Origin of the sequence: Ramlibacter rhizophilus, assembly GCF_004681965.1 — a bacterium.
In the GTDB taxonomy this organism is placed as follows: domain Bacteria; phylum Pseudomonadota; class Gammaproteobacteria; order Burkholderiales; family Burkholderiaceae_C; genus Ramlibacter; species Ramlibacter rhizophilus.
In genome coordinates, this window is the sequence record NZ_SMLL01000006.1 from 287,973 (window position 1) to 314,756 (window position 26,784).

General features: G+C 70.5%; 27 protein-coding genes. 17 read left to right on the forward strand and 10 right to left on the reverse strand.

The genetic code is table 11. The features are described 5' to 3' along the window. Window positions 1-28: 28 nt before the first annotated feature. Window positions 29-1,900: a DNA helicase RecQ gene (gene recQ / locus EZ242_RS16325; RefSeq protein ID WP_420821257.1), complete on the forward strand. Its 1,872-nt coding sequence runs from the start codon at window positions 29-31 to the stop codon at window positions 1,898-1,900. Here recQ and EZ242_RS16330 read toward each other — a convergent pair. Further along, on the reverse strand, window positions 1,897-3,069 hold the full coding sequence (locus EZ242_RS16330; protein WP_167784823.1) for a hypothetical protein: 1,173 nt from the start codon (window positions 3,067-3,069) through the stop codon (window positions 1,897-1,899). The genes recQ and EZ242_RS16330 overlap by 4 nt on opposite strands. 342 nt (window positions 3,070-3,411) lie before the next feature. Between EZ242_RS16330 and EZ242_RS16335 the strand changes: the two genes are divergently transcribed. After that, a complete protein-coding gene (locus tag EZ242_RS16335; RefSeq protein ID WP_135286249.1) occupies window positions 3,412-3,663 on the forward strand; it encodes a DUF3297 family protein in 252 nt (83 codons plus the stop codon). Window positions 3,664-3,676: 13 nt separating this feature from the next. Here the strand turns inward: EZ242_RS16335 and EZ242_RS16340 are convergent, their stop codons facing one another. Beyond that, on the reverse strand, window positions 3,677-5,977 hold the full coding sequence (locus tag EZ242_RS16340; RefSeq protein ID WP_135286250.1) for an ATP-binding protein: 2,301 nt from the start codon (window positions 5,975-5,977) through the stop codon (window positions 3,677-3,679). A 125-nt stretch (window positions 5,978-6,102) separates the two neighbouring features. Here EZ242_RS16340 and EZ242_RS16345 point away from each other — a divergent pair, with 125 nt between their 5' ends. The 4 genes from EZ242_RS16345 to EZ242_RS16355 all read left to right on the forward strand — a co-directional run bounded on the left by EZ242_RS16345 (window position 6,103) and on the right by EZ242_RS16355 (window position 10,148). Then, a complete protein-coding gene (locus EZ242_RS16345; protein ID WP_135286251.1) occupies window positions 6,103-7,305 on the forward strand; it encodes a threonine ammonia-lyase in 1,203 nt (400 codons plus the stop codon). A 10-nt stretch (window positions 7,306-7,315) separates the two neighbouring features. Next, on the forward strand, window positions 7,316-7,729 hold the full coding sequence (locus EZ242_RS16350) for a PaaI family thioesterase (protein ID WP_135286252.1): 414 nt from the start codon (window positions 7,316-7,318) through the stop codon (window positions 7,727-7,729). Window positions 7,730-7,805: 76 nt separating this feature from the next. Then, window positions 7,806-7,958 (forward strand): hypothetical protein, encoded by a 153-nt coding sequence (locus EZ242_RS22090; protein ID WP_167784825.1) that lies wholly within the window; start codon window positions 7,806-7,808, stop codon window positions 7,956-7,958. Between the two features lie 339 nt (window positions 7,959-8,297). Beyond that, a complete protein-coding gene (locus EZ242_RS16355; protein ID WP_135286253.1) occupies window positions 8,298-10,148 on the forward strand; it encodes a phosphoenolpyruvate carboxykinase (GTP) in 1,851 nt (616 codons plus the stop codon). Between the two features lie 69 nt (window positions 10,149-10,217). Here the strand turns inward: EZ242_RS16355 and EZ242_RS22095 are convergent, their stop codons facing one another. Together EZ242_RS22095 and EZ242_RS16360 are read right to left on the reverse strand one after the other, a co-directional pair. After that, complete coding sequence (locus EZ242_RS22095; RefSeq protein ID WP_167784827.1) at window positions 10,218-10,373, reverse strand: hypothetical protein; 156 nt, start codon at window positions 10,371-10,373, stop codon at window positions 10,218-10,220. Window positions 10,374-10,384: 11 nt separating this feature from the next. Beyond that, window positions 10,385-10,804, reverse strand: a complete 420-nt coding sequence (locus tag EZ242_RS16360) for a hypothetical protein (protein ID WP_135286254.1) — start codon at window positions 10,802-10,804, stop codon at window positions 10,385-10,387. Between the two features lie 121 nt (window positions 10,805-10,925). Here EZ242_RS16360 and EZ242_RS16365 point away from each other — a divergent pair, with 121 nt between their 5' ends. Genes EZ242_RS16365 through EZ242_RS16375 form a run of 3 tightly spaced genes read left to right on the forward strand, consistent with a single transcriptional unit; the run spans window position 10,926 to window position 13,226 of the window. Then, window positions 10,926-11,918 (forward strand): LysR family transcriptional regulator, encoded by a 993-nt coding sequence (locus tag EZ242_RS16365; RefSeq protein WP_135286255.1) that lies wholly within the window; start codon window positions 10,926-10,928, stop codon window positions 11,916-11,918. Between the two features lie 4 nt (window positions 11,919-11,922). Beyond that, window positions 11,923-12,807, forward strand: coding sequence for a metallophosphoesterase (locus EZ242_RS16370; RefSeq protein WP_135286256.1), 885 nt, complete (start codon window positions 11,923-11,925; stop codon window positions 12,805-12,807). Then, window positions 12,804-13,226, forward strand: a complete 423-nt coding sequence (locus tag EZ242_RS16375; protein ID WP_135286257.1) for a universal stress protein — start codon at window positions 12,804-12,806, stop codon at window positions 13,224-13,226. The genes EZ242_RS16370 and EZ242_RS16375 overlap by 4 nt, the downstream gene beginning before the upstream one ends. A 55-nt stretch (window positions 13,227-13,281) precedes the next feature. On the opposite strand, the gene EZ242_RS16380 is transcribed toward EZ242_RS16375, so the two are convergent. Then, window positions 13,282-13,905, reverse strand: coding sequence for a TetR/AcrR family transcriptional regulator (locus EZ242_RS16380; RefSeq protein ID WP_240787123.1), 624 nt, complete (start codon window positions 13,903-13,905; stop codon window positions 13,282-13,284). A 62-nt stretch (window positions 13,906-13,967) separates the two neighbouring features. Between EZ242_RS16380 and EZ242_RS16385 the strand changes: the two genes are divergently transcribed. Continuing rightward, window positions 13,968-15,275, forward strand: a complete 1,308-nt coding sequence (locus tag EZ242_RS16385) for a D-amino acid dehydrogenase (protein WP_135286258.1) — start codon at window positions 13,968-13,970, stop codon at window positions 15,273-15,275. Then, a complete protein-coding gene (locus tag EZ242_RS16390; protein ID WP_135286259.1) occupies window positions 15,272-15,871 on the forward strand; it encodes a hypothetical protein in 600 nt (199 codons plus the stop codon). The genes EZ242_RS16385 and EZ242_RS16390 overlap by 4 nt, the downstream gene beginning before the upstream one ends. Window positions 15,872-15,877: 6 nt before the next feature. On the opposite strand, the gene EZ242_RS16395 is transcribed toward EZ242_RS16390, so the two are convergent. Further along, window positions 15,878-16,648: an alpha/beta fold hydrolase gene (locus EZ242_RS16395; protein WP_135286260.1), complete on the reverse strand. Its 771-nt coding sequence runs from the start codon at window positions 16,646-16,648 to the stop codon at window positions 15,878-15,880. A 63-nt stretch (window positions 16,649-16,711) separates the two neighbouring features. On the opposite strand from EZ242_RS16395, the gene EZ242_RS16400 reads away from it, so the two are divergent. Then, window positions 16,712-17,221 (forward strand): flavin reductase family protein, encoded by a 510-nt coding sequence (locus EZ242_RS16400; protein WP_135286261.1) that lies wholly within the window; start codon window positions 16,712-16,714, stop codon window positions 17,219-17,221. Further along, a complete protein-coding gene (locus tag EZ242_RS16405) occupies window positions 17,218-17,649 on the forward strand; it encodes a MarR family winged helix-turn-helix transcriptional regulator (protein WP_135286262.1) in 432 nt (143 codons plus the stop codon). The genes EZ242_RS16400 and EZ242_RS16405 overlap by 4 nt, the downstream gene beginning before the upstream one ends. A gap of 19 nt (window positions 17,650-17,668) precedes the next feature. On the opposite strand, the gene fghA is transcribed toward EZ242_RS16405, so the two are convergent. From fghA to EZ242_RS16420, 3 genes are all read right to left on the reverse strand, one after another. Then, window positions 17,669-18,523, reverse strand: a complete 855-nt coding sequence (gene fghA / locus EZ242_RS16410; protein ID WP_135286263.1) for an S-formylglutathione hydrolase — start codon at window positions 18,521-18,523, stop codon at window positions 17,669-17,671. A 13-nt stretch (window positions 18,524-18,536) separates the two neighbouring features. Continuing rightward, the gene (locus tag EZ242_RS16415) at window positions 18,537-19,643 is read right to left on the reverse strand and encodes an S-(hydroxymethyl)glutathione dehydrogenase/class III alcohol dehydrogenase (protein ID WP_135286264.1); all 1,107 of its coding nucleotides are present in this window, start codon (window positions 19,641-19,643) and stop codon (window positions 18,537-18,539) included. 67 nt (window positions 19,644-19,710) lie between these two features. After that, window positions 19,711-20,415 (reverse strand): GntR family transcriptional regulator, encoded by a 705-nt coding sequence (locus tag EZ242_RS16420; protein ID WP_135286265.1) that lies wholly within the window; start codon window positions 20,413-20,415, stop codon window positions 19,711-19,713. 141 nt (window positions 20,416-20,556) lie between these two features. On the opposite strand from EZ242_RS16420, the gene EZ242_RS16425 reads away from it, so the two are divergent. From EZ242_RS16425 to EZ242_RS16440, 4 genes are read left to right on the forward strand one after another with little or no spacing between them, the layout of a single operon-like run. Continuing rightward, window positions 20,557-21,537, forward strand: coding sequence for a Bug family tripartite tricarboxylate transporter substrate binding protein (locus tag EZ242_RS16425; protein WP_135286266.1), 981 nt, complete (start codon window positions 20,557-20,559; stop codon window positions 21,535-21,537). A 7-nt stretch (window positions 21,538-21,544) separates the two neighbouring features. Beyond that, on the forward strand, window positions 21,545-22,312 hold the full coding sequence (locus EZ242_RS16430) for a TSUP family transporter (RefSeq protein ID WP_240787124.1): 768 nt from the start codon (window positions 21,545-21,547) through the stop codon (window positions 22,310-22,312). A gap of 11 nt (window positions 22,313-22,323) precedes the next feature. Continuing rightward, complete coding sequence (locus EZ242_RS16435; RefSeq protein ID WP_135286267.1) at window positions 22,324-23,721, forward strand: amidohydrolase family protein; 1,398 nt, start codon at window positions 22,324-22,326, stop codon at window positions 23,719-23,721. Window positions 23,722-23,730: 9 nt separating this feature from the next. Then, window positions 23,731-24,660: a DMT family transporter gene (locus tag EZ242_RS16440; protein ID WP_135286268.1), complete on the forward strand. Its 930-nt coding sequence runs from the start codon at window positions 23,731-23,733 to the stop codon at window positions 24,658-24,660. Here EZ242_RS16440 and EZ242_RS16445 read toward each other — a convergent pair. Further along, the gene (locus tag EZ242_RS16445; protein WP_135286269.1) at window positions 24,652-26,676 is read right to left on the reverse strand and encodes an acetoacetate--CoA ligase; all 2,025 of its coding nucleotides are present in this window, start codon (window positions 26,674-26,676) and stop codon (window positions 24,652-24,654) included. The two genes, EZ242_RS16440 and EZ242_RS16445, sit on opposite strands and share 9 nt — an antisense overlap. Between the last annotated feature and the right edge of the window lie 108 nt (window positions 26,677-26,784).

Consider the following 26,784-nt stretch of genomic DNA (forward strand, 5'->3'; position numbering starts at 1 on the left):
CCGGCTTCGGTGGACAATCGCCGCCATCTTGCTCACCTCCATTTCCCCTTCCCTGGCGGTGCTGCGCGAGGTCTTCGGCTATGAGCAGTTCCGGGGCCCGCAGGCGGCCATCATCGACCACGTCGCGGGCGGCGGCGACGCCCTGGTGCTCATGCCCACCGGCGGCGGCAAGTCGCTGTGCTACCAGATCCCGGCCATCGTGCGCCAGCGCGCCGGCCACGGCGTGGCGGTGGTCGTCTCGCCGCTCATCGCGCTCATGCACGACCAGGTGGGCGCGCTGCACGAAGCGGGCGTGGAGGCGGCCTTCCTCAACTCCACGCTCACGGCCGACGAGGCGCGGCAGGTCGAACGCCGGATGCTCGCCGGCGAGATCACGCTGCTCTATGCCGCGCCCGAGCGCGTGACCACGCCGCGCTTCCTGGCCCAGCTCGATTCCCTGCACCAGCGCGGGCTGCTGTCGCTCTTCGCCATCGACGAGGCGCATTGCGTGAGCCAGTGGGGCCACGACTTCCGGCCCGAGTACCGGGCGCTCACCGTGCTGCACGAGCGCTATGCGGGCGTGCCGCGCATCGCCCTCACCGCCACCGCCGACGCGCTCACGCGCGCCGACATCGTCGAGCGCCTGCAGCTGGAGGATGCGCAGCCCTTCGTCAGCAGCTTCGACCGCCCCAACATCGCCTACGGCATCGTCGAGAAGAAGGACGCGACGGCGCAGCTGCTGCGCTTCATCGAGACCGAGCACGCGGGCGATGCGGGCGTGGTGTACTGCCAGTCACGCAAGCGGGTCGAGGAAGTGGCCGCCATGCTGGCGACCCGCGGCCTGGACGCCTTGCCCTACCACGCCGGCATGGAGGCGGGCCTGCGCCAGCGCCACCAGGACCGCTTCCTGCGCGAGGAAGGCGTGGTGATGGTCGCCACCATCGCCTTCGGCATGGGCATCGACAAGCCCGACGTGCGCTTCGTCGCCCACCTGGACATGCCCAAGAACATCGAGGGCTACTACCAGGAAACAGGCCGCGCCGGCCGCGACGGGCTGCCGGCCGACGCCTGGATGGCCTATGGCCTGCAGGACGTGGTCAACCAGCGCCGCATGATCGACGAGAGCCCGGCCGCCGAAGAATTCAAGCAGGTCATGCGCGGCAAGCTCGATGCGCTGCTGGCCCTGGCCGAGGCCACCGACTGCCGCCGCGTTCGCCTGCTCGGCTACTTCGGCGAGGCCAGCCGCCCCTGCGGCAACTGCGACAACTGCCTGAACCCGCCGCAGGTCTGGGATGGCACGGAGGCGGCGCGCATGCTGCTGTCCACCATCTACCGCGTGCAGCAGCAAAGCGGCATCAGCTTCGGGGCCGGGCACCTCATGGACATCCTGCGCGGCAAGGCCACCGACAAGGTCACGCAGCACGGGCATGAAAAGCTCAGCACCTTCGGGATCGGCGCGGCCTTCAGCGAGGCGCAGCTGCGCGGCGTGCTGCGCCAGCTCATCGCGGTCGGCGCGGTGGCGGTGGACGCGCAGGCCTTCAACACCCTGCAGCTCACGGCCGGTTCGCGCGCGGTGCTGCGGGGCGAGCAGACCATCCAGCTGCGTGAGGGCGTGGCCACGCCCACGGCGGCGACGAAGCGGCGTCGCACCACCACCGGCCGGCCGGCCGCGGCGGCGGTGGCCGCGGGCCTGACCGAAGGCGGGCGCCAGCGCTTCGAGGCCCTGAAGGCCTGGCGCGGCGAAGTGGCTCGGGAGCACAACCTGCCCGCCTACGTGATCTTCCACGACGCCACCCTGGCCGCCATTGCCGCGCGCGACCCGCAGGACCTGCACGACCTGCAGGGCGTGAGCGGGCTGGGCGCGAAGAAGCTGGAGGCGTATGGGGAGGAAGTGCTGCGGGTGGTGCGGGGCTGCGCCTAGTCGAAGACTTGCGCGGTTGGCTCAGAACGCGGTCCGATGTCCGCCTGCGCTGCCTGCCGCAGCTCTACCCGGAAGGCGAGCAGGGACTTGCGCATCGCCGCCTTCGGTTCGTACAGGTCACCCGTCGGATCCACCTGGCTGCGTAGCCATTCCAGCTCGGCTTCGATGAACCGGGCGTGCCGGTCGGCTGCACCGACCTCACTGTCTTGAAGGCTCGAGAGCCAACGGTCCGCCTGGCCATCGTACGCACTTGCGAGCAGGCCCGTGATCCTGCGTCGCAGGGCCTCATCGCAATTCCCGGCAGTCACAGCCGCTTTCAGCTGCGCGAAGAGGGCGTTTCGTTGCCCTTGCAACAGGAGCGCGGGCACTTCAGGCAAGCGGTGCTGGCAAGCCATCACGAGAACGAGCAGCCTGTGCTGCGCGGCGATGCTGACAGCCTCGTGACCCAGGATGCAGGCGGGGTCTTGCGTGGAATACAGCGAAGCGGCCCAGCGTCGTGCGCTGGGCGAGGGCGGCGGGCTTTCTTCGGCCAGGACATGCTGCACCACGGCCTTGAAGAAGGCCGCGCCCGCCTTCCCCGGCTTCCCCAGCTTCGAGGCATGTTTCCCGTCCCCGGAATCATGCCCATGCAGGCGGGTGAAGCAGGCGTGCATCAATGCCGAGAAGCGGCCGAGATCGAGCGCTTTCATGGAGGTTCTTTTCACGAGGCCCTGTACGAAAGCGACGAGGTCCTCGGGCAGGTAGTCGGCCACCGCCTGAATCTGTGCCGGCGCCATGCTTAACAGGTGCCGCTCCACCGCGGCGGTGATGTTGCTGGGCCACGGCTCGCCCAGGCTGTTCAGCGCGGACAGTGCGGCAGCCAACTGATCGGCTGAACGGGCCTCGAGTTCTCCGCCGAACACCCCGCTTATCACCTCGCCCAGGCGGCCGGGAATCAGCTTCTCCTCGACGTAGGCTTTCGCGGCGACAAGTCGGACGCTATCGCGGATGACCTGCAAGGCTCTGCGGTCGAAGCCACCCTGTGCCTCGTCCGCGAGAACAGTCAAAGCGCCTCGCAGGTCCGGTGAGTCTCGATCCAGCCACGGCGCGAGTGCTTCGCGCGCCCGGTCCGCATCGCCTCGTCGCAGCGCCTCCTGCATCAGCTGCCGCAGTCGGAGGTCTTCGCTCATGGAGGGGAGGGCACCCGCTTTCACGGGTCGGCCAAGCAGGGGGCGCGCAGCGGCTCCCGCTGCAGCACCGAGCGGCCCCGGGGCTGCCATCCGAGAGACCCGCAGGTTCTTGGCGTCAGGAACCTGTTCTCCCGATGAGACGCTGCCAGCGTCGCCACCCGGTTGAGCCATGGTGAGCCGATTCGCCTCGGCGCGGGGATTGAAGAACGGCTTGCGCGATGCGGCGTCCATATGCGAATCCTTTCGATTGACATCGCATGCTAAATCGAAGCCATCCGCTGCTCAACCGTGGTCCGCCACGTTGGGCGAGGTCAGCACCCAGCCTTCGCCGAGAATCCCGCCATGTCTGAATCTCCTTCCACCCGCCCCGACCTCCCCGACCGCCTCAGCGCCGACCCCCGCAGCCCGCACCATGTGGCGGCCGTGTTCGAGCACGACGTGGGCATCCGCTTCAACGGCAAGGAACGCCACGACGTGGAGGAGTACTGCGTGAGCGAAGGCTGGATCAAGGTGCCGGCCGGCAAGACCCTGGACCGGCGCGGCAAGCCGCTGCTGATCACCCTCAAGGGGAAAGTCGAGCCCTTCTACCCCTGAGCCGCAGGCACGGCTACTGCATGAAGCCGATGCTGCGCGCCTCGCGCACCTCGGGCTTGAGGCGGTGCTCGGCTTCCAGTTGGTCCAGGAACTCCTCGGGGCTGAACTCGGCCGAGAGGATCACGACCTGCCGCTTCACCGCGGCGAAGTCGCCGGGGCACAGCTGGTCCAGCTTCGCCAGCCGGGCGGCCAGCGCGGGCGCGAGGCGCGCCGCGTCGCCGCCCAGCCCTTCGGCCACGAACATGGCCTCGCGCTGCGCCGCCGTGAGCGGTCGGAACTTGATCTTGAAAGTGAAGCGCCGCAGCGCCGCCTGGTCGATGCGGTCGAGCAGGTTGGTGGTGCAGATGAAGATGCCGTCGAAGCGCTCCATGCCCTGCAGCATCTCGTTGACTTCGGTGACCTCGTAGGTGCGCTGCGCACCGCGCCGGTCCTGCAGGAAGCTGTCCGCCTCGTCCAGCAGGAGCACCGCCTTCTCGGCTTCGGCCTCGCGGAACATGGCCGCCATGTTCTGCTCGGTCTCGCCGACGAACTTGCTCATGAGGTCGCTGGCCTGCTTGACCAGCAGCGGCCGCTGCAGCGCCTGCGCGATGTACTCGGCCAATGCGGTCTTGCCGGTGCCGGGCGGGCCGAAGAAGCACAGGGTGCCGTGGCCGCGGTCCTTCAGGGCCGCGACGATGCGCGGCACCTCGAAGCGGCATTCCACGTTCAGCATGTCCAGGTCGTAGGCCGTCACGCTGCGCCGCTGGCCCGCGCGCTGGTCCCGCACGCCCAGCGCGAGGTCCGCATTGCGCAGCTGGCGCTCGATCAGCGGCTCGACCCCCACCGCCTCGCAGCGCGCCAGCTCGGCGAAGCGCACGGCCGTGCGGATCTGCGCCGGGGTGAGCCCCTTGCGCTCGGTCAGGCGCGCGATGAAGGGCTCGGACACGGCCACGCCTTCCAGCGACCGGCGCACCAGCTGCTCGCGCGCGCCGGGCGGGGGTGACTTCAGCTCCAGGTGGTAGGCGAAGCGGCGCCGGAAGGCGGGGTCGATCTGCTCGATGCGGTTGGTGACCCAGATCGTGGGCACCGCGTTGGCCTCCAGGATCTGGTTGACCCAGGCCTTGCCGCTCACGCTGCCGCTGGTGGGCGCGACCACCTGCTCGGCGCGCGCCATCAGCTGCGCGGCTTCGGTGCTGATGGGCGGGAACACGTCCTCCACCTCGTCGAAGAGCAGCGCCGCCTGCGCACTGCCCTTGAGGAACACCTGCGCGATCTGCAGCGAGCGGTAGCGGTCGCGGCCGGAGAGCGAGTTGCCGTCGCGGTCGGCGTACTCCACCTCGTACAGCTCCAGGCCCGCGGCCTGCGCCACCACCTTGGCCAGCTCGGTCTTGCCGGTGCCCGGCGGCCCGTACAGCAGCACGTTGACGCCCGGCTCCTTGCGCGCGACCGCGTTGCTCAGCAGGGAGCACAGCACCTGCGCGTCTTCCTGGGCGAAGGCGAAGTCCTGCAGGCCCAGCGTGCTCTTGCTGGCCGGGCGCGTGAAGACCGCCATCAGCTCGGCCTCGTCGCGGTACTCGCGCATCAGCACGGGCGGCAGCTTCTCGCTGACCTTCATCAGGTCGGCCAGGTCCGTGATGTTGTGTTCGGAGATCAGGTTCTCGACCAGGCCGATGCGTTCCAGGCGCGAGCCCGCGCGCAGCGCCTCGCCCACTTCGCTGGGCGAGACGCCCGCGATCTCCGCGATGGCGGCATAGGCCTCCGGCGCGTTGTTGACCTTGAACTCCACCAGCAGGCTGCGCAGGTCACGCTGGTAGCGCGCCAGTGTTCCGTACAGCAGCAGCGCGCGTTCGGCCTTGTTCAGCTGGAGCAGGCCGGCCAGCGCGTCGATGTTCTTTTCCACCAGCGTGCTCTGCTTCTTGAGCGCGTGCGTGAGCCAGTCACCGGTGAGGCTCAGGACGTGCAGCAGGTCCTTGGGCTGGTCCTTGGCGTATTCGTCCAGGTAGAAGAACAGCGTGCCTTCTTCGTAGGGGCCGCGCCAGACACCGTGGCGCTCCAGGAATTCGCGCGTGGACAGCGCCTCGTGGCCACGCCAGAACTCGTTGTCCTTGCAGCGCCGGGCCAGGAACTCGCGCAGGCGTGCCAGGGTGGGCGCGGGCCAGACGAGGTGGCGGCCGGACAGGGACAGCAGGCCGTTGAGGTCGCGCCGCACATTGAATTTCGCCCCTTGGCGTGCGGCCAGGGTCAGCACGAAATGCGAGCACATCATGTCCAGCACCGGGGCGTTGACCAGACCCGGGGACGGTAGGACCTGCACGTCGATGGAACGCTTGACCATGGAAAGCCTCCGGCCGGCCGCCCTGGGGCAGTGGCGCGGGTCGATGCTACATGGATTGGGCCGGCGGTGGGAGGCGGCCGGAGGGCCGGATCGAGGGGCGGGGCGCGAGGACCGACAATGCGCCGATGATCGAACTCGCCGATGTCCGCCGCGCCGCCGACCGGGTGCGCGGCCAGGTCCTGGAGACGCCCTGCGTGGAGTCGCGCACCCTGTCGGAGATCACCGGCTGCCAGGTCTTCCTGAAGTTCGAGAACCTGCAGTTCACGGCGTCCTTCAAGGAGCGCGGCGCGAGCAACAAGCTGGCGCAGCTGGCCGAGCAGCAGCCCCGCCCGCGCGGCGTGATCGCCATGAGCGCGGGCAACCACGCCCAGGGCGTCGCCTACCACGCCCAGCGCCTGGGACTGCGTGCCGTGATCGTGATGCCGCGCTTCACGCCCGGCGTGAAGGTCGAACGCACGCGGGGCTTCGGCGCCGAGGTGGTGCTGCACGGCGACAGCCTGGACGAGGCGCGCGCGCACGCGCTGCAGCTGGCGCGCGAGCAGGACCTCGCGCTGGTGCACCCGTATGACGACGAAGCCATCATCGCCGGGCAGGGCACCGTCGGGCTGGAGATGCTGCAGGCGGTGCCGGACCTGGACTGCGTGGTGGTCTCGGTCGGGGGCGGCGGCCTGATCGCCGGGATGGCCACGGCCATGAAGGCGCTCAGGCCCGGCATCGAGGTGGTCGGGGTGCAGGCCTTGCGCTTTCCGACCATGTACAACGCGGTCAAGCACGCCAGCCTGCCGGTGGGCCAGAGCTCGATCGCTGAAGGCATCGCCGTCGGAACGCCGGGGCAGCTCACGCAGGCGGTGATCGCGCAGCGCGTGGACGACATCCTGCTGGTGGACGAAGGCGACATCGAGGCGGCCATCGTGATGCTGCTGGAGATCGAGAAGACCCTGGTCGAGGGCGCGGGCGCCGCGGGGCTGGCCGCGCTGGTCAAGTACCCGGAGCGTTTTCGCGGCAAGCGCGTGGGCCTGGTGCTGTGCGGCGGCAACATCGACCCGCTGCTGCTGGCCGCCATCATCGAGCGCGGCATGGTGCGCGCCGGGCGGCTGGCCCGCATCCGCGTGAGCGCGCGCGACGTGCCGGGCTCGCTCGCGCGCATCACAGCCACCGTCGCTGCCGCCGGTGCCAACGTCGAGGAGGTGCACCACCAGCGCGCGTTCACACTGCTGGCGGCGCAGAACGTGGAGATCGAGCTGGTGGTGCAGACGCGCAACCGCGACCACATCCAGGCCGTGCTGGACGACCTGCACGCCGCCGGCTTCCAGGCCCAGCCCATGTAGAGTGCGGCGCATGCAGACGGAACAACTCCAGTCGGCCCTGGCCGAGCTTTTCGCGCCGTGGGTCCAGGCCCTCGGACTCGTCGTGGTCTCTGCGGGGGGCAACGGTGATGAGGGCGTGGTCCTGCGCCTGCCCAACACGCCCGAGCTGGCCCGCCACGGCGGCATGCTTTGCGGCCAGGCCATGATGGCCGCCGCGGACACGGCCATGGTCCTGGCGCTCATGCAGCACTTCGGCGAGTTCCGCCCCTGCACCACGGTCCAGCTCAACACCAGTTTCCTCAAGCCCCTGGCGGGCCAGGACGCGCTGGTGCAGGCGCGGGTGCTGCGTGCCGGCAAGAGCCTGGCCTTCGGCGAGATCGACCTGCGCGGCGCCCAGGACGGCAAGAGCGCGTGCCGCGCCAGCACCACCTACGCCCTGCTCTGACCCCGCCGGGGCGGGCCGCGGGCCGGCGCCGGTAAAATCGGTGCATCCCTTTGTCGACCGGCTCCGAGGAACCCTTATGTCCGATCCAGCACAGCGCCACAGCCACGGCGATCCCCATGAACCGCAGGACGCCGTCGAAGGCATCATCCACAGCGTGCCCATCGTGCTGCCCCTGGTGGGCGCCGTGCTGATGTTCCTGCTGGCCTTCATCGCCATCTACCTGGCCTGATCAGCGGCCGCCTTCCACCGACACGGCCCGCGCCTGCCTCGTGCAGCGCGGGCCGTGTCGTTTTCAGCCCATCAATAAGATAGACATAACCTCATGCGCCTTTTGCATGGAATTGCTTTGTAACGCAGCCCAGCGCCGCGACTGCTTACCTAAAATCGATCCCCCAGCCGACCGCGGACGCGCCCCAGCCAGGAGACATTCATCGGCGCGACGACGTTGCCCAGCAGCCTCCCGCTTCTCGACTGAGCCAAGCCCGCTTTCCAGAAGGTGCCGCTCATCGCTTCCCCGCCAGAGCTTCGCCTTGTGGAAATCCGGTTTTCAACATAGGAGCTTCTGTCGATGAATTCCCCCGTGATGCAGGGCTTGTCCCTCGATGCGCCTTCCTGGGTTCGCAACGCCAAACTGATCGCCTGGGTGGCGGACATGGTGGCCCTGTGCAAGCCCGAGTCGGTGGTCTGGTGCGACGGCAGCCAGGAAGAGTACGAGCGCCTGTGCCAGCAGCTGGTGGACGCCGGCACCTTCAAGCGCCTGGACCCCGTCAAGCGGCCCGGTTCCTACCTCGCCTGGTCCGACCCGAGCGACGTCGCCCGCGTGGAGGACCGCACCTTCATCTGCTCGAAGAAGAAGGAAGACGCCGGCCCCACCAACAACTGGACCGACCCGGCCGAGATGCGCGCCACGCTGCAGCCGCTGTTCGACGGCTGCATGCGCGGGCGCACCATGTACGTGGTGCCCTTCTCCATGGGCCCGCTGGGTTCGCCCATCGCCCACATCGGCATCGAGCTGTCCGACAGCCCCTATGTGGCGGTGAACATGAAGCTCATGACCCGCATGGGCCGCGCGGTGTACGACGTGCTGGGCGTGGACGGTGAGTTCGTCCCCTGCGTCCACACCGTGGGCGCCCCGCTGGAGCCCGGGCAGCAGGACGTAGCCTGGCCGTGCAACAAGACCAAGTACATCGTCCACTACCCCGAGACGCGCGAGATCTGGTCCTATGGTTCCGGCTACGGCGGCAACGCGCTCCTGGGCAAGAAGTGCTTCGCGCTGCGCATCGCCTCCACCATGGGCCGCGACGAGGGCTGGCTGGCCGAACACATGCTGATCCTGGGCGTGACCAGCCCCCAGGGCAGGAAGTACCACGTGGCCGCCGCCTTCCCCAGCGCCTGCGGCAAGACCAACTTCGCCATGCTGATTCCGCCCGCGGGCTTCGAGGGCTGGAAGGTCACCACCATCGGCGACGACATCGCCTGGATCAAGCCGGGTAGCGACGGGCGCCTCTACGCCATCAACCCCGAGGCCGGCTATTTCGGCGTCGCTCCCGGCACCAACCACGACACCAACCCCAACTGCATGGACAGCCTGGACCGTGACGTGATCTTCACCAACGTGGCCCTCACCGACGACGGCGACGTGTGGTGGGAAGGCATGGGCCCGGCGCCCCGCCACGCCATCGACTGGCAGGGCAAGGACTGGACGCCCGAGCTGGCCAAGGAAACGGGCGCCAAGGCGGCCCACCCCAATGCCCGCTTCACCGTCGCGGCCACCAACAACCCCGCGCTGGACGCCGCCTGGGACGATCCGCGCGGCGTGGCCATCGACGCCTTCATCTTCGGCGGCCGCCGCTCCACCACCGTGCCGCTGGTGACCGAGGCGCGCAACTGGATCGAGGGCGTCTACATGGCCGCCACCATGGGCTCGGAGACCACGGCCGCCGCTTTCGGCCAGCAGGGCGTCGTGCGGCGCGATCCCTTCGCCATGCTGCCCTTCGCCGGCTACAACATGGCCGACTACTTCCAGCACTGGCTGGACCTGGGCCGAAAGCTCCAGGCCTCGGGCGCCACGCTGCCGCGCATCTACACCACCAACTGGTTCCGCAAGGGCCCGGACGGCAAGTTCGTCTGGCCCGGCTACGGCGAGAACATGCGCGTGCTCAAGTGGATGATCGACCGCATCGAGGGCAAGGCCTCGGGCCAGGAGCATGTCTTCGGCGTGAGCCCGGCTTACGAGGAACTCAACTGGACCGGCCTGGACTTCACGCCCGAGCAGTTCAAGTCCGTCACCAGCATCGACAAGGCCGCCTGGGAGAAAGAGCTGACCCTGCATACCGAGCTGTTCGAGCAGCTGGCCTACCACCTGCCCGAGGAGCTCGGCGCCACCAAGGCCCGCCTGGAAAAGCGCCTGGCCGCCTGAGCGGACCGCACCCGGCCCACGAAAAAGCCACCCCGCGGGGTGGCTTTTTCCTGAGGCTTCCTAAGGCGATCAGGAGCGCTGCCGCATCCGCTGCTGGCGGCGAGCCCATCGTTGCTGCGCTCGCCGCCGGGACCATCCGTCCATGGCCGCCCGCAGGGGGCCCGGCAGGCGCTGCAGCAGCCACTGCAGGCCGCGGGCCGGGGCGATCAGAAGGGCGAACAGCATCCGGGCGCGGATCAGTAGTAGCCCGGCAGCGAGCGGCTGTCCATGCCGCGGCTGATGTCGGCCATCACGCGGGCATCCTCCAGCGCCAGCTCCCAGACGCGGCGGTCCTCGGCGGCCTGCTTGCGGCGGGTGTTCCAGCGGCCGGCGGCCGCCGACAGCGCCTTGGTGGCGCGGGCCAGCGGGGCCGCGAAGATCGCCAGCGCACCGAAGGCGACTGCCCACATCACGATCCAGGCGGCCAGCAGGTGGCCGTCGGTCCAGGTGTCCACCAGCTCGTTGGCCAGCACGACGGCGCCGGCCACCACGCCCGCCAGCGCGAGGCTTCCGTGGGCGCTGCGGCGCCAAGCCTGGCGCACCACACCGGCGCCGCGCAGGACGCGGGTCAGGCCGGCATGTTCGGTGGGAAAGTCGGTGTGAACGAAGCTGGTCATGAGAATCTTCCTTGTGGGTCGCTTGCTCCGGCGGGTTGCCGGTCTGTTGTGAAGCGAATACTAGGGTTGTCCCTGATATTTGCCAACTTTAGATTGGTGATTCATATCATTCGTCTTGCCTATGAATGCGCCCAACTTCCGCCAACTCGACCTCAACCTGCTGCGCGTCTTCGACCAAGTCATGGCCGAGCGCAACCTCACCCGTGCCGCGCGCAATCTGTCGATGACCCAGCCGGCGGTCAGCAACGCGCTCACGCGCCTGCGCGACTTCCTGGGAGACCGCCTGGTCGTGCGCAGCGGCTATGGCGTGGAGCCGACACCGCGCGCGCTGGCCTTGTGGCCGGCCGTGAGCGAGGCGCTGCGGCAGCTGGAGGCCTCCATCGCACCGGGCGCCTTCGACCCCGCGGCCGCCAGCAATACGTTCGTGCTGGCGATGGCCGATGCCACCGCGGCCGAGCTCATGCCCGGGCTGGTCGAGATCATCGAGCGCCAGGCGCCGGGCATCTCGATGCGGGTGCTGCCCCTGACCACGCGCGATCCGCGTCGCCTGCTCGACGAGGGGCAGATCGACCTGGCCGTGGGCCATTTCCCGGCCGTGCTGGCCGACCTCACGGCGCAGGCGCAGGCGGGCGGCGTCTCGGCCTTCGACCACCAGCGCCTCTATGACGGTCGCTACGTCTGCGTCATGCGGCAGGCGCATCCGCTGGCCGCGGCGCCCCTGAGCCTGGACGTGTTCTGCCGGGCGCACCACCTGCTGGTGAGCTTCTCGGGCCGGCCCTTCGGCTTCATCGACGAGGCGCTCGCCTCCCTCAACCGACGGCGGCGCATCGTGCTCACCGTGAACCAGTTCTTCACGGCCGGGCGCGTGGTGGCCGGCTCCGATCTGCTCACGGTGCTGCCGCTGCACTTCGTGGCCGTGACCGGCATGGCCGCGGAGCTGACCTGGCGCGAGCTCCCCTTCGAGGTGCCGGCGGTGCACGTCGACGCGCTCTGGCACCGGCGGCAGGACGCGCGCAGCGAGCACCGCTGGCTGCGGCAGGCCGTGTCGGACGCCGCGGCACGCGCCTTCGCGCCGCAGGGCGACAGCCGGCCCCGAACCACCTCGCCACAATGAGCATGTGAAAGTCCAGCTCCTGTCCGACCTGCACCTGGAGTCGCATCCCGGCTGCGCTCCGCGTCCCGCGCCCGAGGCCGAGCTGCTCGTGCTGGCCGGCGACATCGGCTCCTACCAGCCCGGCAGCCGTCTTGAAGGGAGCGACTTCGGCCTCGATCGCTTCTCGCCGCTGCGCGGCTGGCCGACGCCGGTGCTCTACGTCCCGGGCAACCACGAATACGACGGGCTCGACTTCGACGCCACGCATGCGCGGCTGCGCGAGACCTGCGAGCGCCTGGGCATCCGCTGGCTGGAGCGCGAATGCGCACTCATCGAAGGCGTGCGCTTCCTCGGCACCACGCTGTGGACCGACTTCGAAGCGATCGCCCGTGAGGCGCCCGACACGGTGCGGCGCCTCAAGGCGCGCGACAAGGCCATGCGCGCCGCCAACTTCTACCTGCGACGCAACACGTCCCTGCGAGATGGCCAGCCGCTGCTCGCCGACGGCTGGCGCGAGCTGGGCCTGGCCTGCCACCAGTGGCTGCGCGACGCGCTGGCGCAGCCCTTCGACGGGCCCACGGTGGTGGTCACGCATTTCGCCCCGAGCCTGCGCAGCGCCGATCCGCGCTACGGCCTCACGCCCGGCACGGCCGGCTTCTGCAACGGCCTGGACGCGCTCTTCGACCAGGCGGACTACTGGCTGCACGGCCACCTGCACTGCCAGCAGGACTATGTCGCGGGCGGCTGCCGCGTGCTCGCCAACACCCTGGGCTATGCCAGCAAGGGCGAGCAGGAAGGCTTTCGTGAACAGTTCGTGATCGAGATCAAGCCGCGGCGTGCCAGGACGCGACCGGCCGACGGCCTGGCCGTGCTAGCCTCGCCGCATTCTTTCGGTGGAGAACCCTCATGAAAATCCTGCTGGCTGCCGACGGCAGCGACTACACGAACAAGATGGTCGAATACGTGCTCAAGCAGCGCGAGCTCTTCGACCCCAGCCACGCGTACACCGTCTTCAACGCGCAGATGCCGCTGCCCAACCACGCCGCGTCGGTGGTGGGCAGCCAGGCCACCCACGACTACCACGACGAGGAAGCGCGCAAGGTGCTCGAACCCGTCGTCTCCCGGCTGCAGGCCGCCGGGCTGAGCGCCACCTCCGCGTGGAAGACCGGTTCGGTGGGCGAGACCATCGCCGACTACGCCACGCAGGGGGGCTACGACCTGGTCCTCATGGGCTCGCACGGCCATGGCGCGCTGGGGCGCCTGGTGATGGGCTCGGTGGCCAACCGGGTGCTGGCGCATTGCACCGTGCCGGTCCTCCTGGTGCGCTGACGGAGGGGCGAAGGAATTCCGATTCCTTCACCGCCTTCTGAGCCTGCCGCGGCGCTCAGCCCCGGCTGTTCAGCCCCTCGAAGCAGGTGCACATCACCAGCTCGACGATCTCCGCGTCGCTGTGCTGTCCACCGGCCTTGAGGAACTCCACGACCGGATCGCAGGCGCGCGCATAGAGCGTGTAGAGCACGGCAACGGCCGGCAGGCGGGAATTCACGCTGCCGTCGGCCTGGGCCGACTCGATCCAGCGCCCCAGCGTGTCGCTGATGCGCATGAGCGCATCGATGTAGTCCCGATTGGCCAGCAGCACGGCGCGCAGGCTGGAGTTCTGGCTGGGCAGCGTGGGCATCTGGCCGGCCAGCAGGGTCTCCAGCATCCAGCGCACGACCACCTTGAGCTTGTCCAGCGGCACGAGCTGCGCGTCCACGGCGGCGAGGAACTCCTCGGCCCGCTGCATCACGCGCACCATGGCCGCTGCCGCGAGTTCTTCCTTGCTCTGGAAATGCTTGTAGAGGCTGGCCTTGGCGATGCCGACGTCGGCGGCCACTTCGTCCACCGTCATGGCGTCGAAGCCTTTCTCGGCCAGCAGGCGGTTGACCGCCTGGATGATGGCTTCTTCACGCGCAGCCAGCATCTGCTCCTTGAAGGACGGCTTGACGCTGGCGGCGCGCAGACTCATGGCTGGGGATTCTACGACCTGCACCGTCGGCGCCCGGGCGGCTCATGCGCCACACTCGCGCCATGAACGTGCTTGTCCTCGGCGCCGGCATCATCGGCACCAGCACCGCCTGGCACCTGCTGGAGCGTGGCCACGCTGTCACCGTGGTCGATCGCCAGCCGGCGCCCGCGCGCGAGACCACCTACGCCAATGCGGGGCAGATCTCGGTCAGCTACTGCGAGCCCTGGGCCAATCGTCACGCGCCCGCCAAGGTGCTGCAGTGGATGCTGCGCCGCGACGCGCCGCTGCTGTTCCGCCCGCGCCTGCCGATCGGCGAGGGCTGGCAGCAATGGCGCTGGGCCCTGCGCTTCCTCGCCGAGTGCAACGACGCGGCCTTCGAGCGCAACGTGGCGCAGCTCGTCGCCCTGGGGGCCTACAGCCACGCCGCGCTCAAGGACGTCGTCGCGGCCACCGGCATCGCGTACCAGCGCCTGGAGCGGGGCATCGCCCACTACTTCACCGACAGCGCCGCCTTCGATGCCGCCGCGCAGGCGGCCGAACTCATGCGCCGCCACGGCGTGGAGCGGCGCGTGGTCAGCCGCGACGAACTGCTCGCCATCGAGCCGGCCTTCCGCGCCTTCGCCCACCGCATCGTCGGCGGCACCTACACGGCCAGCGACGAGAGCGGCGATGCGCGCCTGTTCACCGAGGCGCTCGCCGACCACTGCACGCAGCGCGGCGCGCGTTTTCTCTTCGGGCACGAGGTGCTGCGGCTGGAGCGCGAAGGCGACGCACTGGCCGCCGTCCACCTGCGCGACGAGGCCACGGGCGCCGCGCGACTGCACCGTGCCGACGCGGTGGTCGTCGCCTGCGGCTCCTGGACGGCGCCGCTGCTGCGCCCGCTGGGCATCGACCTGCCCATCTACCCCGGCAAGGGCTACAGCGCCACCTTCGCCCTGCTGCGGCCCGAGGCGGCGCCCTGGGTCAGCACCATCGACGACGAGGTCAAGTGCGCCATCACGCGGCTGGGCGACGAGCTTCGGGTGGCGGGCACCATCGAGCTGGGCGGGTATGACACCGGCCTCGACTCGCCGGTGGCGAAGGCCCGCTGCCGCATGCTGACGCGGCGCATCGAGGAGGTCCTGCCCGGCGTGTGCGACACCCGCAGCGAGGCCGAAGGCGGCAGGCCGCGCTACTGGGCGGGCCTGCGGCCGGCCACGCCGACCAACATCCCTTTCATCGGCCGCACGCGGGTGCGCGGTCTGTGGGTCAACGCCGGCCATGGCACGCTGGGCTGGACGCACGGCGCGGGCTCGGGCAAGGCCATCGCCGAACTGATGTCGGGCGAGCGCCCGCCGGTTGCGATGCGCTTCCTCGGGTTCGACGCTTGAGCCGCTTCGCCGCGCTGCTGCACGTCCCCGAGCGGGTCGACCCGCTGCGCTGGTGGCTGCGGCTCGCCCTCTGGCTGGGCTTTGCCGCCTGGAGCCTGCCGCTCGTGCGCGCCGACATCCGCAGCGGCGAGATCGCCAGTTCCTTCCTGCACGGGCCGCTGCTGCTGTTCCACGAGGCCGGCCACGTGCTGATGCTGCCCCTGGGCGAATGGATGACGGTCTTCGGCGGCACGCTCGGGCAACTGGCGATGCCGCTGGCCATGGCCGGCGTGCTGCTGTCGAAGAACCGCGATCCCTTCGGTGCCTCGCTGGGCCTGTGGCTCACGGGGGTGTCGCTGCTCACGATCGCGCCCTATGCGTACGACGCGCTGCACCCGCAGCTGATCCTGCTGGGGGGCCACACCGGCGACGACGGCCCACACGACTGGATCTACCTGCTGTCCAGCCTGGGCCTCCTGCCGCGCGCGCAGGGCATCGGGCGGACGGTGCATTTCGCCGGCGCGGCGGTCATGCTGCTGTCGCTCGCGTGGGGCGCCGGCGTCTTGTGGCTTCAGCGCGCGCGGATCTCCGATGGGGAGGTCCTGCGCGAGGAGTAGTCCGCGTCAGTGGAGCAGCCGCGGCAGCGCCAGGAAGTTCAGCACCGCGGCGTCGAACTCGTCCGGTGCTTCCAGGTTCGGCAGGTGGCCGATGCCGGGCATCTCGATGTAGGTGCTGCTCGCGATTCGCCGGCTCATCTGGCGCATCACGTGCGGCGGGGCGTGGCGGTCCTGTTCGCCGGCCACCAGCAGCGTCGGCACGTGGATGTGGTCCAGGCCGGAGGTGCGGTCGAAGGTCGGCAGCGCGTCCAGTGCGCGGCGGAAGGTGGAGGGGTGGACCTGTCCCATGCAGTGCTGCGCGAGGCGCACACCCTCGGGCAGCGAGCCCGAGCCCACCATCTGCGGCACCAGGGCCTCGGCCAGCTCGCCCATGCTGCGACCCTGCCGCAGCGTGTGCGCCGCGTCAGGCACCAGCTCGGCCTCCAGCTGCGTGAAGGAGGGGCTGGTGCCGCACAGCACCAGGCGGTCCACCAGCTCGGGCCGGCGTGCCACCACCTCTTGCGCGACCATACCGCCCATGTCGTGGCCCAGCAGCGTGACGGTGGTGCAGCGCAGGGCGCCGATGAGCGCGATGCAGCGCTCGGCCAGTCCCTTGAAGGTGTAGGGCTCGATGGGAGGGCTGAGGCCGTAGCCGGGCATGTCCCAGGCCACCGCCCGGAAGCCCGCCATGGCCAGCGACTCGACCTGTGGCGCGAAGGCCAGGTGGGTCGCCGCGACCCCGTGCAGCATGAGGACCGTGGGTCCGTCGCCGAGGGTGCTGAAGGTGGGCAAGCTCATGAGTCACCGCCGTCCTGTGCTTCGGGGCATACTACATGAAATTTCATGCATCGAGCCGAGTTGATGAGTCCATCCCGCCGGGCGCAGGCGCCCAGTTTTTCGGCCCGGGAGTTCCGGGCGGCGCTGGGCATGTTCGCCACCGGCGTGACCATCGTCACCACCCGCACCCCCGACGGGCTGCCCATCGGCCTGACGGCCAATTCCTTCAACTCCGTCTCGCTGGACCCGCCGCTGGTGCTGTGGAGCCTGTCGCAGGCCGCGGCCTCGCTGGCGGCCTTCCGCGCCGGCTCGCATTACGCGATCAACGTGCTGGCCGCCGACCAGAAGAGCCTGGCCGAGCGCTTCGCGGCCAAGGGCTCGGACCGCTGGAGCGGCGTGCAGTCGGTGTCGGGCGCGGGCGGTGCGCCGCTGATCGCCGGCGCGGCGGCCACCTTCGAATGCTTCAACCGCAGCCGCTATGACGAGGGCGACCACGTCATCTTCGTCGGCGAGGTCGAGCGCTGCACCTGGCGCCAGGGGGCCACGCCGCTCCTCTTCCATGGCGGGCGTTTCTTCACCGAGCTGCCGCTGTGAGCGCCGTCGCCGAGCGCTTCGTGGACCAGGACCTCGGCCACCTGCTGGCCCAGGCCCACCATGCGGTGTACCGGGAGTTCGATGAGCACGTCCGTGCGGCGGGCCTCAGCCCGGTCGAATGGCGCGTGCTGGCCACCCTGCACGACGGCGAGCCCCTCACCGTGAGCGAGCTCGCGCGCCAGGTGCTGTCCAAGCAGCCCACCGTGACAAAGCTGGCCCAGCGCATGGCCGACCAGGGCTGGGTGGTGCTGCTGGCCGATCCCGACGACCAGCGCCGCACGCGGGTCGGCGCCACGGCCGCCGGCCGGCGCCTGGTGCGGCCGCTGGTCCAGGAGGCCCGGGAACACGAGGCCCGCATCCTGCAGGCGCTGGGCGCGGGCGAGGCCCGCGTGCTGCGGCGCCTGCTCGGGAAGCTGACCGAGCTGTAGCGCCGGTGGGCACGGCCTCTCAGGCCGCCAGCCCGCGCGCATGGAAGCGCAGGTGGTCTTCCATGAAGGTCGAGATGAAGTAGTAGCCGTGGTCGTAGCCGGCGTGTCGCCGCAGCGTGAGCGGCTGGCCGACCTCGGCGCAGGCCACCTCCAGCAGCTCGGGCTTGAGCTGCTCCGCCAGGAATTTGTCGTCCAGCCCTTGGTCCACCAGGATGCCCGCGGGGTACGGTGGGCCCGACTGGCCGCGCATCAGCTCGCTCGCGTCGTGCGCGCGCCAGGCGGCGAGGTCCTGGCCCAGGTAGCCGCGAAAGGCCTTCTCCCCCCAGGGGCACTGCGTGGGCGCGCAGATCGGCGCGAAGGCCGAGAGCGTGCGAAAGCGCCCCGGATGCCGCAGCGCCAGCGTGAGCGCGCCGTGCCCACCCATGGAGTGGCCGAACAGGCCCAGGCGGGCGGCGTCCACCGGCAGCTCGCGTGCCAGGAGCGTGGGCAGCTCGTCAGCGACCCAGCTTTCCATGCGGTAGTGGGTCCGCCAAGGCGCTTCGGTCGCGTCCAGGTAGAAGCCCGCGCCCAGGCCGAAGTCCCAGTGCGCCGACTCGCCTTCCACGTTCGCGCCGCGCGGGCTGGTGTCGGGCGCGACCAGCACCAGGCCGAGCTCGGCCGCCACGCGCTGCGCACCCGCCTTGGCCATGAAGGTCTCTTCGGTGCAGGTCAGGCCCGCGAGGTACATCAGCGCGGCATGCGGCGCCGCGCCCTCGACCACGGCCGAGGGCGGCAGGAACACGGAAAACCGCATCGGCAGGCCGATGGCCTTTGAGTCATGGCGGCAGAACAGGACCACGCCGCCGAAGGCCGCGTGGCGGCTCAGGATCTCCATGGCGTGGCCCCGCTCAGTACTGGACGACCGCGCGGATGGACTCGCCGCGCTTCATCAGATCGAAACCCTCGTTGATGCGCTCCAGCGGCAGCGTGTGGGTGATGAGGTCGTCGATGTTGATCTTGTTCTCCATGTACCAGTCGACGATCTTCGGCACGTCGGTGCGGCCCCGCGCGCCGCCGAAGGCCGAGCCCTTCCACTGGCGGCCGGTGACCAGCTGGAAGGGGCGCGTGGAGATCTCCGCGCCCGCCTCGGCCACGCCGATGATGATGCTCTGGCCCCAGCCCTTGTGCGTGCACTCCAGCGCCTGGCGCATCACCTGCGTGTTGCCGATGCACTCGAAGCTGTAGTCGGCGCCGCCGTCGGTGAGCTGCACGATGGCGTCCACCACGTTGTCCACTTCCTGCGGGTTGATGAAGTGGGTCATGCCGAAGCGGCGGGCCATCTCCTGGCGCGCCGGGTTGATGTCGATGCCGATGATCTTGTCGGCGCCCACCATCTTCGCGCCCTGGATCACGTTCAGGCCGATGCCGCCCAGGCCGAACACCGCCACGTTGGCGCCGGCCTCCACCTTGGCCGTGAAGATCACCGCGCCGATGCCGGTGGTCACGCCGCAGCCGATGTAGCAGACCTTGTCGAAGGGCGCGTCGGGCCGGATCTTGGCCAGCGAGATCTCCGGGGCCACGGTGTAGTTGCTGAAGGTGCTGGTGCCCATGTAGTGGAAGATGGGTTTTCCGTCGAGGCTGAAGCGGCTGGTGCCGTCGGGCATCAGGCCCTTGCCCTGCGTGCCGCGAATGAGCTGGCACAGGTTGGTCTTGCGCGAGAGGCAGAACTTGCACTGCCGGCACTCGGGCGTGTAGAGCGGAATGACGTGATCGCCCTTTTTCAGCGTGCTCACGCCCGGCCCCACGTCCACCACCACGCCCGCACCCTCGTGGCCCAGGATGGCCGGGAAGATGCCTTCGGGGTCAGCGCCGGAGAGCGTGTAGTAGTCCGTGTGGCAGATGCCGGTGGCCTTGATCTCCACCAGAACTTCGCCGGCGCGCGGGCCTTCGAGCTCGACGGTTTCGATGGACAGGGGCTGGCCGGCCTGGAAGGCGACGGCGGCTCGGGTCTTCATGCGGGGGCCTTTCTCGTTCGCGGGAAAAGGGCCCGAGTGTCGCACCGGGCACGCGGCCGGTGGCCGATCAACGTACCAGGCTGAGCTTGTAGCTGAAGGTGTCGCCGCGGTAGAGCGCCGTCTCGAACTGCAGCGGCTGGCCATCCGCGCCGTGCAGCACGCGCTGCACGCGCAGCGCCGGTGCGCCGGGCTCGACCTTGAGCAGCCGCGCCTGCCGGGTCGGCGCGGGCACGGCGCTGATCTCCAGTTCCGCCTGGGCCACCGGGCGATCCAGCTCGGTCTCGAGCACGTCGATGTAGTCGCGCCCGGAGGCGTCGATGCGCAGCATGCGCTCGCCCAGGGCCCCGGGGAACCAGGCGATGTTCACCGACAGCGGCTCGCGCTCCAGGTAGCGCAGCGACGCGAGCTGCCAGGCCGTGCTGCCCCCCGGAAGGCGCAGCGCCCGCGCGGCCTCCGGCGAGGCGCGCAACTCCTTGACGGACAGCCGCCGGCTGTGCACCCGGCCCAGCCCGGCCAGCGCCTCGCCCAGGCCCTGCAGCCGCTGCAGGCTCTGCTGCGTTCGCGGCGCCGCGACGAAGGCGCCCTTGCCCTGCACCCGCACGATCAGGCCGTCCCGCTGCAGGTCGGCCAGCGCCTGGCGCACCGTGATGCGGCTGACCCCGTGCTCCGCGCTCAGCTCGCTCTCGGAGGGCAGCTTGTCATGCGGGACCAGCTGGCCCTGGAGGATGCGGTCGCGAAGCTGGTCGCGAAGTTGGGCATAGAGCGTGTGCATCAGGGTGGTGCGGGACGGCGGGAGACGGACGAATGGTAGCTGGCACGCGCATTGCTAAACCTGTCCTGACTTGTTATAACAGGTTGGCGGTGCTGGCAAGCAAGCCCGTCCCCGTGGACCCATTCGCAAAGGAATCGTGCCGTGAAATCGAGAACCTTCCTCAAGGCCTGCGCCGCCGGCGTGCTGGCCGTCGCCGCCCCGCTGGGCATTGCGCAGGCCTGGCCGGCCAAGCCCGTCACTGTCATCGTGCCCTTCGCACCGGGCGGGGGCGTGGATTCGACGGCTCGGCTGGTCATGAGCAAGCTCGCCGAGCAGATCAAGCAGCCGGTCGTGATCGAGAACGTGCCCGGCGCCTCCGGCACGATCGGCACCACGCGTGCCGCCAAGGCCCCGGCCGACGGCCACACGCTGCTGTTCGCCGTGGCCAGCCCGCTCAACGTCGCGCCCCTGGTCCAGCCGGCGGCCGTGCGCTACGACACCTTCAAGGACTTCACGCCGCTGGCCACCGTGGCCGTCGGGCCCTTCGTGCTGGTCGCGCGACGCGAGCTGCCGGTCGCCAGCACCGCCGAGCTGCTGAAGCTCGCGCGCAGCCAGCCGGGCAAGCTCACGGTCGGCACCGATGGCGTGGGCACCTCGCTGCACGTGACGTCCGAGCTGATCCAGCAGCGGGCCGGCATCAAGCTGCTGCACGTGCCCTACAAGTCCGGCCCGCAGGTGCTCACCGACGTCGGCGGCGGCCAGGTCGACCTGGCGGTGCTGCCGCTCACGCTGGCGCAGCCCTTCATCCGCGACGGCAAGGTGCGCGCCCTGGGCGTCACCAGCGCGGCGCGCTGGCCCGGGATGCCGGAGGTGCCGGCGCTGGCTGAAACCGCGGACCTGCGCGAGGTGAACGTCGAGTCCTGGCTGGGGCTCCTGGGCCCGGCCCAGCTGCCGCCCGCCACCGCCTCGGCCATCGTGGCCGCCGTGCAGGCCACCATGAAGGACCCCGACGTCGTGCGCAAGCTGGCCGAGATCGCCAACCGGCCCATGGTGCTGGAGCAGAAGGCCTTCGCGGACTACCTCCTGCGCGAGCGGCAGATGCTGCAGGAGGTGGTCACCCGCGCGCAGATCAAGGTGGAATGACGAAGACATGATGGGTCTTGATGGCGGCGTGCTGGCCAGTGCCGGCGCGGTCCTGCTGGCCGGCTGGCTGATCGGCGCCACCGGCATCGGCGGCGTGCTGGTGGTGCCGGCGCTGGTGAGCCTGCAGGGCATGCCCGCCGCGCAGGCCATCGCCGCCTCGGCCCTGGCCTTCGCCTTTCCCGGCATCGCCGCCTTGGTCGCGATGCGCCGCGGGGCGGGCACGGAAGCCGCCGCCGGGCCGGCCTTGCCGTGGCTGCCGCTGCTCGTCGGGTCCGCGCTCGGCGCGTTGGCGGGTGCCTGGCTCGTTCACCGCCTGCAGGCCGAGTGGCTGCTGATCGCGCTGGCGGCGCTGGCCATCGGCAGCGGCGTGCGGGGCCTGCGCGCGGGCGTGCCGGCCGAGCGCGATGCACCCGGCGTGGGCACCGGCCTCGGCGCGGCACTGGGCCTGGGTGTCGGCCTGGGCTCGGGCCTGACCGGCACCGGCGGGCCGGTGCTGCTCGTGCCCGCGCTCATGCTGCTGCGCCAGCCGCTCATGGCCACGGTGGTCGGGGCCCAGGCCATCCAGCTGCCGGTCGCGCTGGCGGCCACGCTGGGCCACGCGCAGGCCGCCCCCGTGGACCTGCGCCTCGCCCTGCTGCTGGGCCTGCTGCTGCTGGCCGGCTCGCTGGCCGGCCAGTGGGCAGGCCGTCGCATGGCCACGCGCCAGCTGCACACCGCCGTCTCGCTTCTCCTGCTCGCCACCGGCCTCTGGCTGGGGGCGCGCGCGCTCCTGTGACCCGACTCATCATGACCTTGCCCTCACCCGACCTCCTGCGCGCAGACACGCTGCTGCTCGAACCCGGACAACTGCTTCTGCCCGAGGGCCCGCAGCCGGACATGGCGGTGGTCGTCGCCCAGGGCCGCTTCACCTGCGTGGGGCCCAGGGAGCGCGTGCGCCAGCAGCATCCGCAGCTCACGCCCGTGCCGCTGCCCGACCGCCTGCTGATGCCGGGCCTGATCGACGCCCACACGCACCTCACCCAGGCGTTGGGCAAGTCGCTCGCCTTCGGCGAGCCGTCGGAGATCTTCCGCCGCATCTGGGTGCCCATGGAGCAGAGCCTGCGGCCGCGCGCGGCCTGGCTCAGCGCCAAGCTGGCGTCGCTGGAGGCACTGCGCGGCGGCTTCACGACGGTTGTCGACGCGGGCACCCGCTCCGAGGAGGGCCTGGACCAGATCGCTCAGGCCGTGCGCGAGGCGGGCATCCGCTGCGTGCTGGCGCTGACCTGCAATGACCTGGGGCACCCCGAGGGCGACGCCGCGTTCGACACGCTCTCGCGGCGGGCCGCACAGCACCTCGCGCGCTTCGAGGACGACCCGCTGGTGCACCCGTCGGTGGCCGTCTCCATTCCCGAAGTCGCCACCGACCGCATGCTGCGGCACCTGGCCGGCCTGGCGCGCGAGTCCGGCCGCCTGTTCCAGACCCATGCCAACGAACACCTGGTGGCCGTGGAGCGCTCGCTGGTCGCGCGCGGGCTGCGGCCCATCGAGCTGCTGGCCGAATGCGGCGCCCTCAATGCCTGCACGCTGCTGGCCCACGCCACTCTGCTCACGCCCTCGGAGCTGGGCCTGCTGTGCGAGCACGGCGCCGCCGTGGCCTACAACCCCGTCGCCTCGCAGTGGAAGGGCAACGCCGTGCTGGACGCGCTGCAGCTGCACGAGCGCGGCGTTCCCTTCGCGCTCGGCACCGACGGCACGCGCTATGACGGCCTGCGCCTGATGGACGCGGCCGAGGCCACGCAGCGCATCGCCTACGGCCTGGCGCGTGGCGATTCGTCCTGCGGCGGCGGCTGGATGTGGCTGGACCACGCCACCCACCGCGCGGCCGAAGCCTGCGGCCTCGCGCAGGTCACCGGCCGCATCGCCGAAGGACTGGCCGCGGACTTCCTCCTGCTGGACCTGGACGTGCCGGAAATGCAGCCGAGCTGGGATTTGAGCTGGGAGTTGGTGCGCCTGGCTGACCGCGGCCAGATCGACGCCGTCTTCGTGCAGGGCGCACTGCGCCTGTGGCGCGGCTGGCCGACCGACTGGGACGCCCGCGCGCTCATGGCCGAGGTGCGCGAGGTGGCGCGCGAGGACATCGCGCGCGCACCGATCCAGCGCGTGCACCGCACCGCCGACGTGCATCGCAGGCACGCAGGGGGATAGCATCCGCGGATGAGACAAAGACAAGAACACATGGACACCCTGGCCATCACGCTCGTGCTGGCCAGCTGCCTCTTCTGGGGCTTCCAGCAGATCCTCATCAAGGTCACCGTGGCCGAGGTGCCGCCGCTGTGGCAGGCCGGGCTGCGGTTCATGGGGGCCACCGCGGTGCTGTGGGCCTGGTGCCTGTGGCGCCGCATTCCCCTGTTCGGCCGCGACGGCACGCTGGGGGCGGGCCTGCTCGCCGGGCTGCTCTTCGCCGGCGAGTTCACCTGCATCTACCTGGGCCTGCGCGACACCACCGCCTCGCGCCTGACGGTCTTCCTCTACACCGCGCCCTTCGTGGTGGCCCTGCTGCTGCCGCGCCTGGTGCCCACGGAGCGCCTGCGCGGGCTGCAGTGGCTGGGGCTGGTGCTGGCCTTCGGCGCGGTGGCCCTGGCCTTCAGCGAAGGCTTCGGCGACCCGGCCGCCGGGCCCCACCAGCTGCGCGGCGACACGCTGGGCCTGCTCGCGGGCCTGCTGTGGGGCGTGACCACCCTGGTCATTCGCAGCAGCAAGCTCGTGACCGTGAACGCCGAGAAGATCCTCTTCTACCAGGTGGCCGTGACGGCAGCGGTCGCGCCGGCGCTGTCGCTGGCCATCGGCGAGCGCTGGTCGCTCTCGTACTCGGGCCTGGCCTGGGGCTCCATCGCGCTGCAGACGCTGGTGGGCGCCTTCGCCAGCTATCTCGCCTGGATGTGGCTGCTGCGGTACTACCCGGCGACCAAGCTGTCGTCCTTCACCTTCATCACGCCCGTGTTCGCGCTGGTGCTCGGCGTGGCGCTGCTCGGGGAGCCGCTCACGCTGCAGCTGGTGGTGGCGCTCGTCGGCGTGGCCGCGGGCATCGTGCTGGTGAACCGGAAACCGTCCGTGGCGGCGGCACCGGCGCAACGCTCAGGTTGAGGTGCCTTCGCGCTGTCGCGCGTAGGCGAGGTACCAGTCCAGGCAGCCCGGGTTGGCCATCGCGTCCCGGTTCACCACCTTCTCCAGTGGTTGGCCCAGCAGCAGCTTCTTGATCGGCAGCTCCTGCTTCTTGCCCGAGAGCGTGCGCGGGATCTCCGGCGCCTGCACGATCTCGTCGGGCACGAAGCGCGGCGAGAGCGCATTCTTCACCGCGGCGGCGATGCGGGCCTTGAGCGGCTCGTCGAGCGCCAGCCCCGGGCGCAGCACCACGAAGAGCGGCATCCAGCTCGGGCGCCCCAGCACTTCCAGGTCCACCACCAGCGAATCGAGCACCTCGGGCAGCGCCTCCACCGCGGCGTACAGCTCGCTGGTCCCCATGCGCAGGCCGTGCCGGTTCAGCGTGGCGTCGCTGCGGCCATAGATGATGCAGCCGCCCTCCGGCGTGATGCGCAGCCAGTCCCCGTGGCGCCACACGCCGGGGTAGGTGTCGAAGTAGCTGGCGAGGTAGCGACGGTGGCCTTCGTCGTTCCAGAAGTACAGCGGCATGCTCGGAATGGGCCGCGTGCACACCAGCTCGCCCACCTCGTCGATCACGGGCTGGCCCGCTTCGTTCCAGGCCTCCACGGCGCAGCCGAGCAGGCGGCACTGCATCTGCCCCGGCACCTGCGGCAGCTCGCGGTGGCCGCCGATGAAGGCGCCGGCAAAGTCGGTGCCGCCGGAGATGTTGCACCACCAGATGTCCTCCACGCCCAGGGCCTGGAACTGCTGCGTGCCCCAGCGCTGCACGTCCTCGGACAGGGGCGAGCCGGTGGTGCCGAGGGCCCGCACGCGCGCCAGCGCCGGCAGGCCGGAGAGCGACACGCCCGCCTTCATGCAGCTGGCGAAGAAGGCCGCGCCGGCGCCGAAGAAGGTGACGCCGGTCTCGGCCGCGAAGCGCCACAGGGTGGTCCAGTCGGGCGCGTCGCGCGGGCCGGCGGGACTGCCGTCGTAGATGCAGCAGGTGCTGCCATTGAGCAGGCCCGCCACTTGCGCGTTCCACATCACCCAGCCCGTGGAGCTGTACCAGTGGAATCGCTCGCCGAAGCTGTTGGGCGCGTAGCTGCAGCCCACGTCGTTGTGCAGGCAGCCCAGGGTTAGCGCCACCAGCACGGTGCCGCCATGGCCATGGACGATGGGCTTGGGCAGGCCCGTGGTGCCGCTGGAATAGACGATCCACAGCGGATGGTCGAAGGGCAGCCACAGGGGCTCGAAGGCCGCCGTGTCGGCATCGTCGCGGGCCAGCACCGCCGCCAGGTCCGCGTGCTCGCCGAGCACCTGCGCGTCCGCGCCCAGCTCGCGGTGCAGCAGCACATGGCGCACGCTCGGCAGCTCGGCGCGCAGGCGGGCCACCACCTCCGTGCGGTCCAGGTCGCGGCCGCCGTGGTGGACGCCGTCGCAGGCGATCAGCACCGTGGGCTCGATCTGGCGGAATCGGTCCAGCACCGCCGGGGCGCCCATGTCGGGCGCGCACAGGCTCCACACGGCGCCGATGCTCGCGGCGGCGAGGAAGGCGATGGCCGTCTCGGGCACGTTGGGCAGGTAGGCCGCGATGCGGTCGCCGGGCCGCACGCCCTGCGCCTGCAGGTGCAGGGCCAGCGCGGCCACCTGCCGCTGCAGCTCGGGCCAGGACAGCTCGCGGTGATGGCCGCGTTCGTTGCGGCTCACGAGCGCCGGCAGGCCTGCGGCGCCCGCGGCCTGCACGTGGCGCAGCACCTGGCGCGGGTAGCTCGCCTGCGCCCCCTCGAACCAGCGGGCGCCCGGCATCTTCGCGTCGGCCAGCACGCTTCGGTGGGGCGTGGGCGAGCGCAGGTCGAAGTACTCCCAGATGCTTTGCCAGAACGCCGGCAGGTCCTCCACCGACCAGCGCCAGAGCGCGTCGTAGTCGTCGAAGCGCAGGCCCTTGTGGGCGGCGAGCCAGTCCTGGTACAGGCGGATCTGCGGGCGAAAGGGTCGGTTGGAGGCGGTCGGTCCTGGCATGGAGCGCAGCCTAATTGCGACGCGGGCCGGCCGCCATGCTGGATTTCCTGGGCCGGCGCTTGAGCCCCCCTGCCGACCCGCCTTAACATTGCTCCTCTTTTAATAGCG

What these genes read in the sequence shown, in the direction of transcription:
- EZ242_RS16375 (WP_135286257.1), top strand. Translation starts at nt 12,804, where the DNA reads ATGAAAATCCTGCTGGCTGCCGACGGCAGCGACTACACGAACAAGATG.
- EZ242_RS16335 (WP_135286249.1), top strand. Translation starts at nt 3,412, where the DNA reads ATGTCTGAATCTCCTTCCACCCGCCCCGACCTCCCCGACCGCCTCAGC.
- EZ242_RS22090 (WP_167784825.1), top strand. Translation starts at nt 7,806, where the DNA reads ATGTCCGATCCAGCACAGCGCCACAGCCACGGCGATCCCCATGAACCG.
- EZ242_RS16435 (WP_135286267.1), top strand. Translation starts at nt 22,324, where the DNA reads ATGACCTTGCCCTCACCCGACCTCCTGCGCGCAGACACGCTGCTGCTC.
- EZ242_RS16395 (WP_135286260.1), bottom strand. Translation starts at nt 16,648, where the DNA reads ATGAGCTTGCCCACCTTCAGCACCCTCGGCGACGGACCCACGGTCCTC.
- EZ242_RS16355 (WP_135286253.1), top strand. Translation starts at nt 8,298, where the DNA reads ATGAATTCCCCCGTGATGCAGGGCTTGTCCCTCGATGCGCCTTCCTGG.
- EZ242_RS16430 (WP_240787124.1), top strand. Translation starts at nt 21,545, where the DNA reads ATGATGGGTCTTGATGGCGGCGTGCTGGCCAGTGCCGGCGCGGTCCTG.
- fghA (WP_135286263.1), bottom strand. Translation starts at nt 18,523, where the DNA reads ATGGAGATCCTGAGCCGCCACGCGGCCTTCGGCGGCGTGGTCCTGTTC.
- EZ242_RS16360 (WP_135286254.1), bottom strand. Translation starts at nt 10,804, where the DNA reads ATGACCAGCTTCGTTCACACCGACTTTCCCACCGAACATGCCGGCCTG.
- EZ242_RS16340 (WP_135286250.1), bottom strand. Translation starts at nt 5,977, where the DNA reads ATGGTCAAGCGTTCCATCGACGTGCAGGTCCTACCGTCCCCGGGTCTG.
- EZ242_RS16400 (WP_135286261.1), top strand. Translation starts at nt 16,712, where the DNA reads ATGAGTCCATCCCGCCGGGCGCAGGCGCCCAGTTTTTCGGCCCGGGAG.
- EZ242_RS16330 (WP_167784823.1), bottom strand. Translation starts at nt 3,069, where the DNA reads ATGAGCGAAGACCTCCGACTGCGGCAGCTGATGCAGGAGGCGCTGCGA.
- EZ242_RS16440 (WP_135286268.1), top strand. Translation starts at nt 23,731, where the DNA reads ATGAGACAAAGACAAGAACACATGGACACCCTGGCCATCACGCTCGTG.
- EZ242_RS16365 (WP_135286255.1), top strand. Translation starts at nt 10,926, where the DNA reads ATGAATGCGCCCAACTTCCGCCAACTCGACCTCAACCTGCTGCGCGTC.
- EZ242_RS16380 (WP_240787123.1), bottom strand. Translation starts at nt 13,905, where the DNA reads ATGAGTCTGCGCGCCGCCAGCGTCAAGCCGTCCTTCAAGGAGCAGATG.
- EZ242_RS16350 (WP_135286252.1), top strand. Translation starts at nt 7,316, where the DNA reads ATGCAGACGGAACAACTCCAGTCGGCCCTGGCCGAGCTTTTCGCGCCG.
- EZ242_RS16415 (WP_135286264.1), bottom strand. Translation starts at nt 19,643, where the DNA reads ATGAAGACCCGAGCCGCCGTCGCCTTCCAGGCCGGCCAGCCCCTGTCC.
- EZ242_RS16345 (WP_135286251.1), top strand. Translation starts at nt 6,103, where the DNA reads ATGATCGAACTCGCCGATGTCCGCCGCGCCGCCGACCGGGTGCGCGGC.
- EZ242_RS16420 (WP_135286265.1), bottom strand. Translation starts at nt 20,415, where the DNA reads ATGCACACGCTCTATGCCCAACTTCGCGACCAGCTTCGCGACCGCATC.
- EZ242_RS16445 (WP_135286269.1), bottom strand. Translation starts at nt 26,676, where the DNA reads ATGCCAGGACCGACCGCCTCCAACCGACCCTTTCGCCCGCAGATCCGC.
- EZ242_RS22095 (WP_167784827.1), bottom strand. Translation starts at nt 10,373, where the DNA reads ATGCTGTTCGCCCTTCTGATCGCCCCGGCCCGCGGCCTGCAGTGGCTG.
- EZ242_RS16385 (WP_135286258.1), top strand. Translation starts at nt 13,968, where the DNA reads ATGAACGTGCTTGTCCTCGGCGCCGGCATCATCGGCACCAGCACCGCC.